Raw genomic sequence first — 19,190 nt, 5'->3', positions numbered from 1 at the left:
TCCTTGGAATATATAATTTCTAAGAATATTTTCTTAAATAACCATTTGTAAAAATTAGTTATTCAACAACCTAATAAAGAGAAAAGAGTGATGAAAATAATGAAGGATAGATTAAAGAAAATATGTTAAATACAGTTAAATTTCAGCAGTAACTAAACTTTTAATTAATATAAAATATTCTTAAGTAAAGTTTATATATAATTTTAAAGACCACTGTCCTAAGTTATTTTAGAACGGTGGTCTTTGTGTAGAACTTTTATCATAATAATGAAGGCGCAAGTTTATATATTAATATTATTAAAGTTTTATATATTATGCTCGAAATTTATTTGTGAGTTAAAATATGCAAAATATATAAAGTACTACAAAAATGATGCCAATTAATAAGCCTATTATAGATGTGATTATACCAGCAATTGCTATTTTTAATCCATCACGTTTTTTAGCGATACTAATGAGTCCGATAATTATACCAGCAAGACCTAGAATTATTGGGTATGAAAAAGCCCAAAAAAGTATAATAGCCATAATTCCTAATACTAACGAAACTACTGCTAGGCCACTATTTTTTTTACTAATCTGATTAGTTACTACAGCTTTTGTTGATTTTCCCGTTACAATATTTTTATTATCATTTTCCATAAACAAATATATCCTTTAGTATAAATATAGTAAAGATACAAGAAAGCATCCAATCAGACCTTGAATTGCGCTACAAATAATGAAGCATGCAATAACAGGGCCAGTCTTTTTTTTGAGCCCAAATTGAATATACAAAATACTCATTAAAAGACCGACAATAAGGCTTAGAATTCCTGCAAATAACATGCCACCTAAAATACTCAAGCCTACAAGCACATAAATCCATACAGGTAAGTTGCTTATTGGCTCGTATGGCTTTTTGCTGCCTAAGAAAGTTCCATTAACAGCTAAGTCTGCCTTAGCCCCAATAACTACTAACCTACAGTCTGTATCGCCAAAAGAAATTGCATAATCTATCAAATTGATAAATGCATTGGAAGACTTCACCTTATAAGTCTCACCGTCTACAATAATTTTTTTTGTAAAGCCGACTTTATATTCAATTGTATGTTTTATACCGTCAGCTTCAACTTCCCATTTTTTCACTATGTTTTCCCCCTAAAATTGATTATTTTCAGTATAATATTATCATAATGTTAATTATTTTACAAATAATGCTTATTATGTAAAAGAAATTTATAAAATGAAAATGTATACAAAAATTTTAGATTAACCGTATCAATGGTAAAAATACAGTATAATTACATATTTAATTTATTAATTAAGTTTATTATTTATGTTATAATAAATCTGAAACAAGTATTCTACAGATTATTTTTGTAGAAAGGAGCATTAAACTCAAAATGTTTAACGTTAACAATGGCGCTATGAAGTCGTATTTAGATATGAATACTCAATGGGAACAGAATTAAATTTCTTTGTTTGAATAAAAAAAATTAAAATTCTTAAAATAAGAAAAATATTTATAATTTCGGTATGTTTCAACAGAAGTCTAAATTATATATTATCCATCTATAGAATTAAAATTTTACATTAAAATATAAAAAAGGGAGAATAAATATGAAACAAGATAAAAATTATCTATCAGCAATTTTAATTATAGCAGCTACTGGTTTTAGCTTATTTATTATTATGCAGAATTTTTTAACTAAAACAAATGAGAGAGGGATTAGTGCTGGATTGCCATTAATGATTCCAACATTGGCATTACTTATTCCTTTAACCATAATAATTGTAACAATGATTTCAAGGGAAGTAAAATATAAGAAAGCTCTAACTAATGGGGTTAAAAGTGTAGGACTTATTAGAAAGGTAACAGAAACCGGGAAGAAGTATTCAAGAAAATTAGAAGAAGTTAAATTGGAACTTGATGTTTTGGAGCAGAATGGAAATAAGTTTTTAGGGCAAGTAACAACAGGCATTCGCTATGCAGAATTAGAGTTCTTAAAAGAAGGGGAGCCAGTTCCTGTTATTTATAAATTGGATAATAAGCAAGAAATATCAATAGATAGGAAACCCAATGTAAACGAGCTTAAGGATAGAATAAACAATTATAAGACACAAAATAATATCAAGTAATTAAAAGTAAATTTAGGTATATATAATATAATTTTTAGCAAATACTAGCTTTATATAAACAAACACACAATATAAATAAATATAAAGAGAGGAGAAAAAGAACCAGCGTATATATGCTGGTTTTTTGAAAAAATATGTTTATACCTAAAAGAGTTATATTTGAAAAAGATTCATTAGATTATGAGACAGCCAAAAATATTTTAAACAAATTTAAAGATAAAGAGGATGTTGAAATTATCAATATTACTTCAAATAAATTGAAACAGCATATTCCCGGAGAAGATTTTTATGCTCAGTATAGGGAAGGAAAAAAGACTTTAGTGGTTGGAACAAAGAAGAGTCTAAAATTTCAATCATGTAAGCCTTCAGCCCATTATCAATTACCACTAATATCTGGATGTATGGGGCAATGTGAATATTGTTATTTAAATACAAAACTTGGAGACAAACCTTTTGTGAAGGTACATGTAAATATTGATGAGATTTTGAGTCAGGCCAAGAAGTATATAGATGAAAGGTTGCCTGAAATAACCATATTTGAAGGTGCAGCCACATCAGATCCAATACCAGTGGAACCTTATACTCATTCACTTGAAAAGGCTATAGTATTTTTTGGTAAGCATGAAAATGCTAGATTTAGGTTTGTAACAAAGTATAACGATATAGATTCATTATTGGATTTAGAACATAATGGTCATACTGAAATGAGATTTAGCATTAATACATCATCAGTTATTAATAAGTATGAGCATGCAACAGCTTCTCGTGATTTAAGGATAGAAGCTAGTATAAAGGCGGCTAAAGCAGGATATCCAATTGGTTTTTTAGTTGCACCTGTGTTCATTTATCCAAATTGGAAAGAAGAATATCACGATTTATTGCTAAGTTTAAGTGAAAATTTGCCAAAGGATTTAAAAACTCCAGTGACCTTTGAGATAATATCTCATCGTTACACATCAACAGCAAAAAATATAATACTTCAGGTTTTTCCCGAAAGTGAATTACCAATGAGTGATGAAGAGCGTAAATTCAAATATGGTCAATTTGGATATGGAAAGTACGTTTATCCAAAAGAAAATATAGATGAAATGAAACAATTCTTTATAAAAGAAATAGAGGACTTGTTCGAAAATAAAGAAATTAAGTATGTTATATAAATAACTATAAAAATTAGAATTTTATTGAACTTTAATTTCATTACAGTATATTACGTCTAAAAAGGAGCATATGAAAGGTGCTCCTTTGTATCTTGTAAATACTTTATTTATGGGATAAAAGTATATTATTCCAAGGAAAACATTGGCAAGGACAAAGTTTATGTAATAATATATTAATAGAGGTGATGAGAATGAAGATAGGAATATTTAATGGAACTGTTGCTACAACAAATGGAGTATATAAAATAAGTGACATAGACATAAAGGAGGCAAAAGAACTTCTAATTGAAAATGGATTTATATCTGCAATAGGCCATGAGGCAACGGCAGAAGCAGTATCTGATACATTTAATATGGATATTAAAATGAACCGTATAAATTTTAAGCAGGAAGTAGGGCAAAAAGCCATAGTTTTTAAATTAAATGAAAGGCCAGAGGAAGGAAGAATACTTTCAAGAAAAGAGATAGAAGAGATAGGGTATTCATTTAAGTTAATGGAGAGATTGGAATAAAACAAGTCTATAGATTATTTATAAAGAAGTAGTGAGTAATTACCAACTGCTATTGGTTATGGTAGTTATGTTAAATAATAGTTTCATATTGAGTTAGCTAAATAATAGGTTGTCTAAGAATAATTCATAGACAACTTATTATTTTCTTGTTAGTATACTCAAATTATATGAATATGCTAATCTTATTTAAAGTCATTCATATATTCTCCGTGAGCTTCGATCATTTCATCACACATTTTTATAATGTCATCAATAGATAATTCGGCAGCTGTATGTGGATCCATCATGGCAGCTTGATAGATTTTACGTCTATCTTTTGTAACTGCTGCTTCAATTGTCAATAGCTGAGCATTTATATTACTCATATTCATAGCAGCAAGTTGAGTTGGAAGTTTTCCTACATGAGTTGGATGAATTCCCATAGCGTCAATCATACAAGGAACTTCTACACAGGCATCAGTTGGTAAATTATCAATGAGCCCAGTATTTAGTACATTACCACCAATTTTATAAGGGGTATTAGTCACAATTGCTTCCATAATATAAGATGCATATTCTTTTGAGCGTTTATGTGTAACTTTACCATCACGTAATATTTCATTTTTCTCTTTTTGCCAACCCTCAATTTGTTCAATACATCTTCTTGGATATTCATCTAGAGGGATATTAAATTTATCAATTAGTTCGGGATATTTTGATTTAATGAAAAAAGGATTATATTCTGCATTATGTTCACTTGACTCAGTGCAATAGTATCCAAGGTGTTTGATGTATTCATAACGAACCATGTCTTTATGTTTTTCTTCACCAGAATTTTTTAGCTCAGCTCTTTTTCTAATCTCAGGGTATAAATCATTGCCTGCTTTATCATATATTTCTAATAACCAACCCATATGATTAATACCAGCAATCAATTCTTTTCTACCTTCTAATTTATCTTCCATGCCTAAATCTTTTAACAAATTTTCTGAACATACTTGTACACTATGACAAAGTCCAATTGTTTTTACTTTGGTGAAGCGTTGCATAAAGCCTGTAAGCATAGCCATTGGATTAGTATAGTTTAAGAAATATGCATAAGGGCATACTTCTTCCATATCTTTTGCAAAGTCAGCCATTACAGGAATTGTTCTTAGAGCTCTCATAATTCCACCAATTCCCATTGTATCTGCAATAGTTTGTTTTAAACCATATTTCTTAGGAATTTCAAAATCTGTGATTGTGCAAGGATCATATCCTCCAACCTGAATAGCATTAACCACAAAAGTTGCATCTTTGAGTGCTAGCTTTCTATTTTCAACGCCTAAAAAACATTTTATATTAGCCCTGCCATTATTTATATTTTTGTTGATTGCATTTAGGATTATTTCACTTTCCTTTAATCTTTCCTCATCAATATCATAAAGTGCAATTTCACTATCTCGTAGTGCTTCTGTGCACATACAATCACCTAACACATTTCTTGCAAATACAGTACTTCCAGCTCCCATAAATGTAATTTTCATATAATCATCCTCCTTGAGTAATTTTGATTTTATTATAGATAAATTATATAATTGTAAATGTATACTTTCTATGTTCTATGTTTCTAAAAATTGTGGTTATGTTGAATGTTTATATATTTTTATTAATAAAAATTAGAAGCGGATTTATGAATATAATACTGTATGAAGAATTTGACTTACTAGGTGAATATATTTACAAAGTTGATAAAACTTTAAGTTCATATCTTCACTAGAAATTATAAATATATTTGTGTAGAAAACATTTGAAAATGAGCTGCTAAGATTCTTAGTTGTAGGTTGTTCCATTTTAGCTTGTCACACTGAAAGCGGGAGCATGCTAAAGTGGTTAAACCTGCAACTTAGAATCTTCAGCGATATTTTCATAGCTTTTCGGAACAAAATATTTATGATTTCGGTAAGTTACCACATAAATCTAGTTTTAAATTTGGATATTTATATTCATAAAGTATATAAGTATCCTAGAGGAGGATTAATTAATGGAAGCAAAGTTAGAATTTACTTCAAAATATAGATCAATCAGTACTTTAACAATATACTATGGAGGTCATGAGATTTGTGCACCATCCCATTCTTTTGGGCCTGCTATTCGTCATCACTATCTTTTGCATTATATTTTAAATGGAAAAGGGAAATATTATGTAAATAACAAATGCTATGAATTACAAAGAGGAGAGGCTTTCTTAATTTGTCCAGGTGAATCTACCTATTATAAAGCAGATAAAGAAGAGCCTTGGGAGTACTGTTGGGTAAGTTTTGATGGGAATGATGCTAGCACTATTCTAAAAAATTGTGGATTATCAAAAAATAATTTAATTTTTAAGGATAATAGTAATGGGATTTTCAAAGAAAGACTACTTTCACTAATACATAATTATGAAGAAGATAGTTACAATGAATATGCTCTCATTGGTCAGTTGTATATGTGTTTTTCAAGCATGTATGATCAGGTAAATATAAAAGAAAAAAACACTTGTGAGTCATATGCTGATAAGGCCCGTGATTATATTTATAATAACTTTGGCTATGATATCAAGGTTAGCGATATAGCTAAATACGTTGGAATTGATAGAACATATTTATATAAAATATTTATGGATGAATATAAAATTTCACCTCAAAAATATCTTATTTCTTTTCGATTAAATACTGCTGTGAATTTACTTGAAACCACGAAAATGAATATAACAGAAATTTCTTATTCTTGTGGATTTAAGGATACTCCTACTTTTTATAAACATTTTAAGAAACAGTTTAATATTACACCTGTGCAATATAGAAAAAGTAACATTGATTATATTAAACTACCTAATGAATAGAAAAGTTGATATTAATAGAACCAGATTGGTGTAATTAGTTATAAAATTGATATAGTGGTATAATTCAAATATGAAACTATAATTAATTATCTTTAAAATGGAAAAATAACGTATAAACATTTTTGTGTAAAAGGAGATGTTATCATGAATGAAGTATTACAGAACATATTAACAAGAAGAAGTGTGAGAGCTTTTAAGGAAGAACAATTAAAAGACGAAGAATTAGATTTGATTTTACAGGCAGGAGTAAATGCACCAAGCGGAATGAACAAACAAAGTTGGCAGTTCACAGTTGTTCAAAGCAAAGAAAAGATGGAGCAGCTTGCAAAAGTAGTTAGAGAAGCTTTGAAAAGGGATGCTGGATATAACTTTTATGCGCCTCCAACTCTAATTATGTTGTCTAATGACAGAGAGAATACAAATGGACTTGCAGATTGTTCTTGTGCATTAGAAAATATATTCTTAATGGCAAATTCACTAGGAATAGGTTCATGTTGGGTTAATCAATTAAAGAATATTTGTGATGAAAAAGAAGTAAGGGAAGTATTAAATAGCTTTGAAATACCTGAAAATCATATTGTTTGGGGAATGGCAGCTTTAGGGTATCCTGCTAATACGCCGAAAGCACACGGAAGAAAAGATGGAGTGATTAAATTCATAAAGTAATATATATTAAAACAAATATCGGAATCAAGATGCGTTTCAATATAGAGAAAAGTAAGCAAATATCCTGAGTCTAGGAATTTGCTTATTTTTTATTCCGTAGGAAATTATAATTCAATAAAATCTGCATATAACTTTTCTAACAGATTAAATAACATCTTTAAAGATTAGTAGTAATTGAATTGTGAATAAATTACTATAAATAGTTAGAAAATAGAATGTAATAATATATGAAAAATAAAAATTTACTATTTTATTTCTTAAAAATAATTATTGGTATGTATATTTATCATAAATTGCATATATATGTAATTTAGACAAAACTTTTTAAAATATACAAAAAAGTATTGACTATATAAAAACAGAAGAATATACTTATAACATAGTAAACTGATAAGAATTATATGAGAAAGTTTAAGGAGTGGTTGGAATGTCAAAGATATATAAGAATTTAGCAGAATTAGTAGGTAGAACCCCATTACTAGAAGTTGCAAATTATAGTAAGGGAAAAGATTTAAAAGGAACAATATTAGCTAAGTTGGAGTATTTTAATCCAGCAGGAAGCGTTAAAGATAGAATTGCGAAGGCTATGATAGAAGATGCTGAAAACAAAGGCTTATTAAAACCAGGATCAGTAATAATTGAGCCAACTAGTGGTAATACAGGAATCGGTATTGCATCTGTAGGTACAGCAAAAGGGTATAAGGTTATAATTGTTATGCCAGAAACAATGAGTGTAGAAAGACGTAGTCTTATAAAAGCTTATGGAGCTGAAATAGTTCTAACTGAAGGAGCAAAAGGAATGAAAGGGGCTATAGCTAAAGCAAGTGAGTTAGCAAATGAGACTCCAAATTCATTTATACCAGGACAATTTGTAAATCCAGCCAATCCAGAAGTTCATAAAAATACAACTGGCCCTGAAATATGGGAAGACACAGATGGAAAAGTAGATATATTTGTTGCTGGTGTTGGTACAGGTGGTACTGTTACAGGAGTTGGAGAATACTTAAAGTCTAAAAATCCAAATATTAAAATTGTTGCAGTAGAGCCAGCGGATTCACCAGTTTTATCAGAAGGTAAATCAGGTCCTCACAAAATACAAGGAATTGGTGCTGGATTTGTGCCAGACGTTTTAAATACAAAAATATATGATGAAATTATAAAAATAACAACAGAAGAAGCATTTTCTGCTGCTAGAGAATTATCTAAAACAGAAGGCTTGCTTGTTGGTATTTCATCAGGAGCTGCTGCATTTGCTGCAACAGAATTAGCAAAACGTCCAGAGAATGCGGGAAAAACAGTTGTAGCATTATTACCAGATACAGGAGAACGTTATTTATCAACTGCATTATTTGAAGATAAATAAGAATATATAGGAAAAATATTTATAAACTCAATTCGCTTAGTTTTAAGTGAATCGAGTTTATTTTAGTTATATAAATCTATCCAATTAATTTATATAGCTCACTTTCTTCTTTACTAATTCTCTTTTCTATAGCAACTAAGATTTTTTTTGTTTCGCTTATAAAAACTTCATTGCCTTCAGACATTATTTTACTCTTTGTATTAAATTTATTTTTGTAATTTGTAAATGTATCTGAAATTCCACCCATTTCATTAATATATGAATTTGCTAAATTTTTAAGTTTATTATCATCTCCATTAAGTAGATTAGGATATAAAAATTTGTCTTCTGAACTTAGGTGAATTTTCAACTTTCCAGCAAGTTTGTTTATATGAGTAGTTATATCCAAAAGATCAGATTCAAATTTTTTATTATTAATTGACTCATTTATATAATTTATTTCCTCAAAAATACCTTTATGTTCTCTCATCAAATTATCTATATTCATAATTAACACCTCATTAATATTTGTAATTCATTAACTAAAGTATAGTTTTTATATGATAATAAGTATGTAACAAAAGTTACAATATTTATTTGTTTATGAATATTTATCTTATAACTGAAAATTTTAGTATTAACACTTAAATAACAAGAAGATTATTAATTGTCCAATGTGCACTAAATTATTGTCTATAAAATTATAGAATATATATTGCGAATATGGTATTATAGTTTTGACGAAGATGTCTTTATTATTAATAAAGGCATTTTTTTATATTCTTTTATTGAAAATTAAGATTATAAGAAAATGCTAAGATAAACAGAAATTATCGGTAGTTTAGAATCAACAATTAAACTACTTAGGGGGAGTTAAAATGAATTTCAATTATAATTTACCAATAAATCTTCTATTTGGGAGAGGGAGAAGTAATGAAATAGGAACTGAGGTTTCTAAGTATGGAAAGAAAGCGCTTATTGTAACTGGGAGAAACAGTACAAAAAAAAGTGGTTTACTTGATAAGACCATAGATTTGTTAAATGAAGCAAAAGTTCAATATGAAATTTTTGATAAAGTAGAGCAAAATCCACTTACTACAACCGTATATGAAGGTGTGGATGTTATAAAAGAAACTGGATGTGATGTTGTTTTAGGGCTTGGTGGTGGAAGTATTATGGATGCAGCCAAAAGTATAGCCTTTTCAGCTAAAAATCCTGGAGATATATCAGAATATATATTTGGTATTAAACAAGGGAGTGAAGCATTGCCTATAGTTCTAGTTCCGACAACATGTGGGACTGGAAGTGAAGGAAACTGTTTTTCAGTTCTTACAAATCCTGAAACTAAGGATAAGAAATCCCTTAGAACAAATATAATTATTGCAAAAGCATCAATTATTGACCCAGAACTTATGATGACAATGCCAAAGAGCATACTTGCATCTGTTGGATTTGATGCATTAGCACATAATATGGAAGCGTATTTATCAAAAATAGGACAGCCATTAACAGATATGAAAGCACTTTATGGAATAAAATTATTATCAGAGAACTTAATTAAAGTGTACAATGATCCAAGTGATTTAGAGGCATGGGATAGTGTAACTTTAGCAAGTACGCTAGGGGGAATGGTGATAGGAATAGCGGGGGTAACTGCACCTCATGGACTTGAACATCCAGCGAGTGGCTTACATGATATTGTTCATGGCAAAGGATTGGCAGCCCTTACACCAATTATTGCTGAAAAATCATGGGAAAGTAATTTGGAAAAGTACAGTAACATATCTAAACTATTAGGAGGAACTGATGCAGCAGACTGTGCAGATGCTATAAGAAACTTTCTGAAAAAAATTGATTTGAAAGTTACTTTAGGAGAGCTCGGGATTACAGAAAAAGATGTAGAATGGATGGCTGAAAACTGTATGAAGGTTTCAAAACCAAGCATAGTAAATCATCCTAAGGAATTTTCATTAGAAGAAATTAAGGATATATATTACAAGTCATTATAATATAGAAATTTAAAATAATTTATTAGATGCAAAGGCGCACTGAAATAAAAATCAGTGCGCCTTTTATGTTATCAAGATTAAAAAATATTTATTAGGAGGAATAATTATGGAAAAATCAGGTTTAAAGAAGGATAATTTAAGTATTATTGAAACAGTGGCTTTATCAGTGGCTATTATAGCACCAACAGCAGCGATGTCATTAAATATATCTCTAATGGCGCAGACATGCTCATTTTCTGCACCACTTGTATTTCTAATTTCAACTATAGTAGTAGGTCTTGTATCATATTCGATTATAAAATTTAATCATTATATATCTGCATCAGGCTCACTTTATGCTTTTACTAAAACAGCCCTAGGAAATAAAATGGGATTTACATCTGGATGGGCACTATTACTTGCCTATATTGCATTAGCAGGAGGCACTGCAGCAGGGTTTGGTAATTTCTTCTCTGGATTTTTATCTGTATTTGGATTTCATGTGAATTGGATGCCAATCTCAATAATAGCATCTATTGCAATGATTGCATTAGGAATCATTGATGCAAAGATATGTAATAGAATTATTCTAGTAATAGAAGGAATATCAATATTACTTATACTATTACTTTCAGTTGTAATTTTAATTAAAGTTGGTACTACAAATGGTTTGAGCTTGATTCCTTTTAAGAGTAACGGGGTTAGCATATCAGCTTTAGCTTCAACTTCAGTATTTGCATTTCTTTCTTTTATAGGTTTTGAAAGTGCTTCAAGTTTAGGTGAAGAAACAAAGAATCCTAAAAAATTCATTCCAATAGCAATAATAAGTGCTGTATTTTTATCAGGTTTATTTTACTTAGTTTGTAGTTATGCACAAGTTATAGGTTTTGGTCTTGATGCAAAAGGACTTGAGGCGTTATCTTCTTCAACACTTCCACTTTCAGATTTATCAACAAAATATATGACAGCAGGATTTGGTACAATATTGATGTTGGTTGCTGCATGTTCAAACTTTTCTTGTGCGCTTGGATCTTATTGTGCTGGTTCAAGAATGTTATTTGCATTAGGTAGAGATGGAATAATGCCAAAAGCGATGATGAAAATACATCCTAAACACAATACACCATATTTTGGATTAATATTAATAATAGTAATATCAGATATAGTTCAAGTTGCATTATTTAAACATGATGGTATAGAAGTATTTGATTATTTGGCAACAATAGGATCATTAGCTATACTTGTTTCGTATATATTTACAAGTATAGGAGCTATGGTTTACTTTACAAGAAACAAAGTATGGGGAAAAATTCATTTAATAATACCAATAGCATCAATAGCAGCCTTATTATATGTATTATATTCTAATGTTTATCCTATACCAGAGTTTCCTAATAACATGTTTCCATATATAGTATTGGCATGGATTTTAATAGGTTTTGCTATTAGTAATATATTTGGAAAAAGTAAGATTAAAAGTGATGAAAAGAGAGAGGGTTACGTATTAGAAGTAAGGGGATGGAAAGATGAAAATAAAAGTTACTTGCGTTCAAATGGAGCCAAAACTAAGTGATGTAAATTATAATTTAGAAAAGATGGTTACATTCATAAATGAGATTATTGAGAAAGATAGTGAAACTGACTTAATAGTATTTCCTGAGTTAATAACATCTGGATATGAATGTGGTAATAAATTTAAAGAACTAGCTGAAGTAGTGGAAAGTAGTAATAGTATAAAAGTCATAAGTGAACTTGCAAAAAAATTTAGTACTAATATAGTTTATGGATTTCCAGAAAAAGATGGTAATCTAACAGATGTTCTCTACAATTCATCTGTGTGTATAGATAGTAGCGGGAGAGTGGCAGGAGTATATAGAAAAGTTCATCTATTTGATACAGAGAAAAGATATTTTAAAGCAGGCTGTGATTTTCCGATTTTTAATACTTCCTTTGGAAAAATTGGAGTAATGATTTGTTGGGATACTGCATTTCCAGAAGTTGCAAGAACTTATTGCTTGAAAGGGGCTGAGCTTCTTGTGGTTAATACTAATTGGGAAAAACCATATTCTGATGATTGGGATCTAGTGACAAGAGCACGAGCATTTGATAATTGCATATATTTAGTAGCAGCTAATAGAATTGGACAAGATAAAGAATTGGGCTTTTTTGGCCATAGTAAAATAGTAGATCCTGTTGGAAGACCATTAAAAGAGTTAAATGATGAGATCGAGGGAATAGTATCTGGAGAAATAGATTTAGAATTGCCTAGAAAGCTTAGATCAGAATACTACACTTTATTTCAAGATAGAAGACCTGAACTATACAAAGAGATAATAAAAGAGTAATTACAAGTTGAAATATTTAACAAAGAAGTTAGATATTGCATACAATTTGTAGTTGGATTGATAGATTTAGACATTATTTAATAAACTTAGTGTTGAATCAAATAGTGTGCATACTGCACAAAAAAATTGTTATTTATGGTTATAGAAATAGGGTAACTACCATGATAATATTATCCTAACGCAAAACAATGTAATAATTTAATATTAAATGCGAAGGCGCACTGTAAGAAAAAAACGGTGCGCCTTTTTCTTATTACCTTAGATGAAGTGGAGTTGAGAATATGTATAAGGTTAATGAATTATCAAAGAAATATGGAGAGCTAGAGGTTTTAAAAAATATAAGTGTGGATATAAAAGAAGGGGAAGTAGTTTGCATAATAGGACCATCAGGATCTGGTAAAAGCACATTTTTAAGGTGTTTAAATTTATTTGAAGTTCCAACAGGTGGGGAAATGTTCTATGATGGTAAAAATATACTGGGTAAGAATGTTGATAGCCGTTCTCTTAGGGAAGAAGTAGGAATGGTATTTCAAAAATATAATTTATTTCCACTACACACAGTGATAGAAAATGTTATTTTGGCACCTGTGCTTACAAAAAAGAAAAATAGAAAAGAGGCTGAGGAAATAGCTCTAGAACTTCTTAAAAAGGTTGGTTTAAAAGACAAAGCAGATGTATATCCTAGGACTCTATCTGGTGGACAACAGCAAAGAGTTGCAATAGCAAGAGCGCTAGCAATGGAACCAAGGATGCTCTTATTTGATGAACCTACATCAGCGTTAGATCCAGAATTGGTTGGTGATGTGTTAGATGTTATGAAGCAATTAGCTAAGGATGGTATGACTATGGTAGTTGTTACTCATGAAATGGGATTTGCTAGAGATGTATCTGACAGAGTAATTTTTATGGACAAGGGTTATATAGTTGAAGAGGGGAAACCAAAAGAGATTTTTGCAAATCCAAAAAATCCAAGAACAAAGGAGTTTTTATCTAGAGTCTTAAACTAAATTCACATGTTAAATTTGAAATTACTATAGATAATAAAAAGATTCAACATTAAAAATAATTACGAAAAGGGGAAATTAATTATGAAAAAACTAGGGAAAAAATTATTAGTTGTAACAATGGTTATAATGAGTTGTATTGGATTTATGACAGGATGTGGTTCGGGAAGTTCTAGTACTACATCAACATCATCAAGTAATGATAAATCAAAGGATACATTAGCAGCTGCAAAAGAAAAAGGGGTATTAACAGTTGCTTCATCAAATGATGCACCATTTGCATTTATGGATGCTAAAACAAATGAATTTACTGGAATTGACGCAGAAATCATAACAGAAGTTGCAAAAAGATTGGGAATTAATAAAGTTGAAATGAAGCAAATACCATTTGAAAACCTGTTGGTTGAGTTAAATAATAATACAGTAGATATGGTAACAGATGGAATGTATGTTAAAGATGAGCGTAAGAAATTAGCATTATTTACAAACATATGGTATAAGGAAGGTGAAGCCATAGTAATTCCTAAGGATTCAAAAATTGCAAGTAAAGACGATTTGAAGAATGCAACATTGGGCGGGCAAAAAGGTACAGCATTTCTTGAAACAGCTCAAAAGTGGCAACAAGATGGATCAGTGAAAGATGTTAAAGTATTTGGAAGTCAATCTGAATTAATGTTAGCAGTAAATACTGGTAAGGTAGATGCATGTATAACTGATGGAATGGTTGCGGGATACACACTATCACAAGATAGCAGTCTTAATTTAAAGATATTATCTCCATATAAAGCTGAAACATCTGGAATGATAGCAGCAGCAGTTAGAAAAAATGATAAAGCTTTAGCAGATGCAGTTAACGAACAGATTGATGAAATGAAGAAAGATGGAACAATATTAAAACTTCTTAAGAAGTATGGAATGAATGAAGATTATTTTGTATCAGTAGAAGATGGTAAAGCTTCTGACAAGTAACAATATAAACTAAAAAAGAATCCAGACGGGTTCTTTTTTAGAAGGGGAGGAAATATATATGGATATTCTATCTAATTTGGATTTTGGTACAGCTTTCAAGTTCTTAGTACCTTCATTAAAGGCAGGTCTTTGGGTTGTAGTACAAGCGACGGTATTTGGATTTTTTTTAGCAATAATCTTAGGGTTATTTATTGCAATTGGACGTATTAGTAAAATAAAAATTTTAAGAGGATTTCTATTAGTATTTTTAGAATTTATAAGGGGAACTCCTTTATTAGTTCAATTAGTATATATGTATTATGTAGTACCGCTTTTAGTATCTATCATTGTACAAATCTGGAATCCAGGATATCAATTTAAAATAAGTTCGCTAGTTGCGGGAACACTAGGTCTTGGGATTAACTATGGCTGCTACATATCGGAAGTTATTCGTTCATCAATATTATCAATAGATGGAGGTCAAACAGAAGCAGCATTAGCATTAGGACTTACAAGTAATCAAACTATGTTTAGAATAATAATACCGCAGGCACTTCGAAATGTAATACCTGTCTTTGGGAATTACCTTGTAATGATGTTAAAAGATACATCACTTCTTGCATATGTCTCGGTTAGTGAACTATTATTACGTACTCAAAGTTATGCGTCTCAGTCATTTTTAACTATTGAATCATATACAATTTTAGCAGGATTTTATTTAATATTAAGTTTGCCACTTTCACAACTAGTAAAATTAGTAGAAAAGAAGATGTTGAAATTTAACTAGTGGGGTATATGGTGAACAATTATTTAGGTGTCACCTGGTAAATTATTTTCTATTATAAACGTTTATGTAAAAACTGTAACTAAGAATCAAGGTATTTACCCATATTAAAAGAGAATATGAAACATTGTTAGTAGAAGGTTGAGCAAATTCTGATTATATCAATAAATATTGAGAGTAAGAAGAATTTGATCAACCTTCTTTTTAATATGAAAAAATTATCATAATATTATATCTTTTTTTATGAGGAGATATTATTATAAAAATATAATAAATAAAGATGACATTTTAAATAATTAGAGGGGCAAGGGTGAAGTTTATGTCAATTTCGGTAAAAGATATACTTAAATTAGATTCCTTAAGAAAAATTAATCTTGTTGGTGGAGAAGGTGGCTTAGAAAAAAGCATAGAGTGGATATATGTGGCGGAATGTTTTGAGAATCCATTGGAGGGAATTAAATGGCTGCAAGGTGGAGAAATCATATTTATAACCGGCGTTGGAATTAGAGAAAATGAGGGGCTATTACTAGATTTTATTAAAGGAATTAGTGAGAAAAATGGTTCGGGCTTAGTAGTAAATATAGGTCCATACATAAGGAATGTATCTGAAGAGGCGATTAAACTCGCTAATGAACTTGAAATTCCATTGTTCACATTGCCTTGGGAAGTTAAATTGGTTGAAGTCTCAAGGGAAATTAGTAATGCTATTATTTTATCTCGTATTGAAGAAAATTCTTTATCACATTTTTTAAGTAATATTCTATTTGGGGATGGTGAATTAGAAGGAGATGCAATACAAAAGGCCGCATATTTTGGATATAATCTGTCAGGCGGATGTTGCATATGTGTTATAGATATTGATGGTTTCGAGAGATACTTAAAGTTAAAGAATTTAGGTGATGAGAAAAGTATATCTAAGATTAAAATAAACTTTAGAAAAATAGTTCAAGATATACTTGATAAACATGCACTAAAGGTACCAATAATAGATAAGGATGATGCTGTAATCTTTTTTATTAGGTCAGAAGAAAATTGCATGAATAGATTGGATAAGGCTTTAAAAGAGATACAGTTAGCTACAAAGAATCGCATGGATGGAATGTCTGTAAGTGTAGGAATAGGAAACTCGTACAAGGATTTAAAAATGATGAAACAATCATTAAATGAAGCGGAGCTAGCTATAGATAGTGCAAAATGCCAAGGTTTAGATGGCACAATTACAAGATACAAAGATATAGGGATTTACAGCATACTTTTCAGCGTTGAGAATAGGAGTATATTAGAAAATTATTTCTCAGAAGTTCTAGGTCCAATTAGTAGTTCTGATAGTAAAGATAACAATTTAGTTGAAATATTGGAGATGTATCTAAATGAGAATTGTAATATCACAGTTACAGCAGAAAAGCTATTTCTTCATAGAAACACCCTTAAATATAAAATTAAAAAAATAGAAGAACTATTAAATTGTGATTTACGGAATTTTAATGATTGTATTAAAGTAAAGATTGCACTAGACATTGGTAAAATTCTTAAATAGGCATATAAATAGTGTACATATTGTATATAAATTGTTGTTTAGAGCTTTCATCGATATGTTATAGTTTTTCTAAATAAAAATATTCATGATTTCAGTAAGTTGCAAAACGAGTCTAAGTTATATATTGATAAAATATTTAAAAAATAAATAATATGGTCAATGTGCACTAATACATTAATTTTGATCATGTATTAAGCTAAGTTTTAATATGTTTATGTGCATTTGATGTTGGGACTTTAGTCAAAATAGACAAAAACATTATAATGCTTGGACATAGAAAAGAAAAATAGAAAGTATTATTATATAAACAAGTTAAGAAATTTAAATAAATTTTATAGGCAATGGAGTCTTTCGTGTAAATAAACATGATGGCTCCTTTTTTATGGAATTAGAAATATATTAAGAAAATAAACGTTAATGGAGGGTTTTATAATGATAGAAGAATCAAATGTAAAATTAGTAACATCAATACCAGGTCCTAAATCAATAGAGATATTAGAGGAAAGAAAAAAATATGTTGCCGATGGAGTTTCAGTATCAACTGGTATTGCTATAGCTGAAGCAAAAGGAGCATTAATTAAAGATGTAGATGGAAATGTATTTTTAGATTTTGCAGCAGGAATTGGTGTTCAAAATGTTGGACATTGTGATCCTGAGATTGTTGAAGAGATAAAGAAACAAACAGAATTATTTATTCACCCAAGCTATAATGTAGTAACATATGAATCTTACGGTGCTTTGGCAAAAAAATTAACTGAAATAACAGTTGGAGATTACGAAAAGAAAGTAATGTTTGCTAATAGTGGAGCAGAGGCAGTAGAAAATGCTATAAAAATAGCAAGGACTTATACTAAGAAAACAGGAGTACTTTCAGCTACTGGGTCTTTCCATGGTCGTACAAATATGACTATGTCAATAACAAGTAAATATAAACCATACAAAAATGGTTTTGGACCATTTGCACCAGAAACATATAAATTTGATTTCCCTTATTCGTATAGAGCACCACTTGGAGTTTCAGAAGAAGAATATGCAGATGAATGTATTAATAGACTAAAAACTATGCTTAAAACAACACTTTCTCCAGACATGATTGCATGTTTAATAATTGAGCCGTTACAAGGTGAAGGTGGATTTGTAGTTCCATCTGCAAAATACATGAGAGAATTGCAAAAAGTTTGTAATGAGAACAATATAGTATTTATAGTTGATGAGATACAAGCAGGATTTGCAAGAACAGGAAAAATGTTTGCACATGAGCATTATGGTATAGAACCAGATATTATCACTATGTCAAAATCAATAGCTGCTGGAGTACCGCTAAGCGCAGTTGTGGCTAAAAAGGAAATAATGGATTCAGCATGTGTTGGTGGAATTGGCGGAACATATTCTGGAAGTCCTCTTGGATGCGTAGCAGCGCTTAAAGTTATTGAGAAGATTGAAAAAGAAAATCTATGTGAAAAATCATTAAGACTTGGCGGATATATTATGGAAAGACTAAATGAGATGAAGGAAAAGTATACAGTTATAGGTGATGTAAGAGGTTTAGGTGCAATGGTAGGATTAGAATTTGTAAAAGATAGAAGCACAAAAGAGCCAGCAGCAGATTTAGTAAAATCTATAATTAAAAAATGTTATGAAAATGGGGTTATATTCTTAAATGCAGGTATACTTGGCAATGTAATTCGTTTCCTACCACCGCTAGTTATGACAGATGAACAAGTTAAATATGGAATGGATGTATTGGAAGAATCAATAAAAGAGTGTATATAAATAATATTCAAATATTTTAGAAAGTACTTTTATATATGGAATTTAAAAAAGTTTGACAATAAAATATCCAAGTAGTAATATTAGATTAAAGCAAAGAAGCTCACACAGTGGGATTCTTTGCTTATTTTTTGTATTAAAAGAAAATTTTTTTACAATAATAATATTAATTTA

18 protein-coding genes are annotated in these 19,190 nt (G+C 29.8%); 14 read left to right on the top strand and 4 right to left on the bottom strand.

The window, feature by feature from the left end; translation table 11 throughout:
* Nucleotides 1-336 precede the first annotated feature (336 nt).
* Nucleotides 337-642, bottom strand: coding sequence for a hypothetical protein (locus L1S46_RS12385; RefSeq protein WP_238858892.1), 306 nt, complete (start codon nt 640-642; stop codon nt 337-339).
* 15 nt (nt 643-657) lie between these two features.
* Nucleotides 658-1,128: a hypothetical protein gene (locus L1S46_RS12380; RefSeq protein WP_236896185.1), complete on the bottom strand. Its 471-nt coding sequence runs from the start codon at nt 1,126-1,128 to the stop codon at nt 658-660.
* A 474-nt stretch (nt 1,129-1,602) separates the two neighbouring features.
* Here L1S46_RS12380 and L1S46_RS12375 point away from each other — a divergent pair, with 474 nt between their 5' ends.
* The 3 genes from L1S46_RS12375 to L1S46_RS12365 all read left to right on the top strand — a co-directional run bounded on the left by L1S46_RS12375 (nt 1,603) and on the right by L1S46_RS12365 (nt 3,790).
* Complete coding sequence (locus L1S46_RS12375) at nt 1,603-2,121, top strand: hypothetical protein (protein ID WP_238900128.1); 519 nt, start codon at nt 1,603-1,605, stop codon at nt 2,119-2,121.
* A gap of 134 nt (nt 2,122-2,255) precedes the next feature.
* Nucleotides 2,256-3,278 (top strand): spore photoproduct lyase, encoded by a 1,023-nt coding sequence (splB, locus tag L1S46_RS12370; protein WP_238900127.1) that lies wholly within the window; start codon nt 2,256-2,258, stop codon nt 3,276-3,278.
* Between the two features lie 191 nt (nt 3,279-3,469).
* Nucleotides 3,470-3,790, top strand: coding sequence for a YddF family protein (locus tag L1S46_RS12365; RefSeq protein ID WP_012060517.1), 321 nt, complete (start codon nt 3,470-3,472; stop codon nt 3,788-3,790).
* A 182-nt stretch (nt 3,791-3,972) separates the two neighbouring features.
* Here the strand turns inward: L1S46_RS12365 and L1S46_RS12360 are convergent, their stop codons facing one another.
* The gene (locus L1S46_RS12360) at nt 3,973-5,295 is read right to left on the bottom strand and encodes an alpha-glucosidase/alpha-galactosidase (protein WP_238900126.1); all 1,323 of its coding nucleotides are present in this window, start codon (nt 5,293-5,295) and stop codon (nt 3,973-3,975) included.
* 497 nt (nt 5,296-5,792) lie between these two features.
* On the opposite strand from L1S46_RS12360, the gene L1S46_RS12355 reads away from it, so the two are divergent.
* The 3 genes from L1S46_RS12355 to cysK all read left to right on the top strand — a co-directional run bounded on the left by L1S46_RS12355 (nt 5,793) and on the right by cysK (nt 8,661).
* Nucleotides 5,793-6,632 (top strand): AraC family transcriptional regulator, encoded by an 840-nt coding sequence (locus L1S46_RS12355; protein ID WP_238900125.1) that lies wholly within the window; start codon nt 5,793-5,795, stop codon nt 6,630-6,632.
* Between the two features lie 144 nt (nt 6,633-6,776).
* The gene (locus L1S46_RS12350) at nt 6,777-7,298 is read left to right on the top strand and encodes a nitroreductase family protein (RefSeq protein WP_041899835.1); all 522 of its coding nucleotides are present in this window, start codon (nt 6,777-6,779) and stop codon (nt 7,296-7,298) included.
* 427 nt (nt 7,299-7,725) lie between these two features.
* Complete coding sequence (cysK, locus tag L1S46_RS12345) at nt 7,726-8,661, top strand: cysteine synthase A (RefSeq protein WP_077830614.1); 936 nt, start codon at nt 7,726-7,728, stop codon at nt 8,659-8,661.
* A gap of 76 nt (nt 8,662-8,737) precedes the next feature.
* On the opposite strand, the gene L1S46_RS12340 is transcribed toward cysK, so the two are convergent.
* Nucleotides 8,738-9,148: a hemerythrin domain-containing protein gene (locus tag L1S46_RS12340; protein ID WP_017212551.1), complete on the bottom strand. Its 411-nt coding sequence runs from the start codon at nt 9,146-9,148 to the stop codon at nt 8,738-8,740.
* Between the two features lie 370 nt (nt 9,149-9,518).
* Between L1S46_RS12340 and L1S46_RS12335 the strand changes: the two genes are divergently transcribed.
* The 8 genes from L1S46_RS12335 to gabT all read left to right on the top strand — a co-directional run bounded on the left by L1S46_RS12335 (nt 9,519) and on the right by gabT (nt 19,019).
* Nucleotides 9,519-10,649, top strand: a complete 1,131-nt coding sequence (locus L1S46_RS12335; RefSeq protein WP_238900124.1) for an iron-containing alcohol dehydrogenase — start codon at nt 9,519-9,521, stop codon at nt 10,647-10,649.
* A 106-nt stretch (nt 10,650-10,755) separates the two neighbouring features.
* Nucleotides 10,756-12,201, top strand: coding sequence for an APC family permease (locus L1S46_RS12330; RefSeq protein ID WP_238900123.1), 1,446 nt, complete (start codon nt 10,756-10,758; stop codon nt 12,199-12,201).
* On the top strand, nt 12,155-12,973 hold the full coding sequence (locus L1S46_RS12325; protein WP_238900122.1) for a carbon-nitrogen hydrolase family protein: 819 nt from the start codon (nt 12,155-12,157) through the stop codon (nt 12,971-12,973). Before L1S46_RS12330 ends, L1S46_RS12325 begins: the two co-directional genes overlap by 47 nt.
* Before the next feature lie 281 nt (nt 12,974-13,254).
* Nucleotides 13,255-13,980: an amino acid ABC transporter ATP-binding protein gene (locus L1S46_RS12320; RefSeq protein WP_017212547.1), complete on the top strand. Its 726-nt coding sequence runs from the start codon at nt 13,255-13,257 to the stop codon at nt 13,978-13,980.
* An 81-nt stretch (nt 13,981-14,061) separates the two neighbouring features.
* Nucleotides 14,062-14,946, top strand: a complete 885-nt coding sequence (locus L1S46_RS12315) for an ABC transporter substrate-binding protein (protein ID WP_065418959.1) — start codon at nt 14,062-14,064, stop codon at nt 14,944-14,946.
* A gap of 58 nt (nt 14,947-15,004) precedes the next feature.
* Entirely contained in the window at nt 15,005-15,712 is a 708-nt protein-coding gene (locus L1S46_RS12310) for an amino acid ABC transporter permease (protein WP_077830609.1), read from the top strand.
* Between the two features lie 316 nt (nt 15,713-16,028).
* Nucleotides 16,029-17,246, top strand: coding sequence for a PucR family transcriptional regulator (locus tag L1S46_RS12305; protein WP_236896200.1), 1,218 nt, complete (start codon nt 16,029-16,031; stop codon nt 17,244-17,246).
* A 432-nt stretch (nt 17,247-17,678) separates the two neighbouring features.
* Nucleotides 17,679-19,019 (top strand): 4-aminobutyrate--2-oxoglutarate transaminase, encoded by a 1,341-nt coding sequence (gene gabT, locus L1S46_RS12300; RefSeq protein WP_238900121.1) that lies wholly within the window; start codon nt 17,679-17,681, stop codon nt 19,017-19,019.
* Nucleotides 19,020-19,190 lie beyond the last annotated feature (171 nt).

The sequence above is a fragment of the Clostridium sp. YIM B02500 genome, from assembly GCF_022324665.1.
Lineage (GTDB): Bacteria > Bacillota > Clostridia > Clostridiales > Clostridiaceae > Clostridium > Clostridium beijerinckii.
The sequence above is the reverse complement of the archived record's forward strand: the minus strand, read 5'-3'. Positions and strand labels throughout refer to the sequence as shown.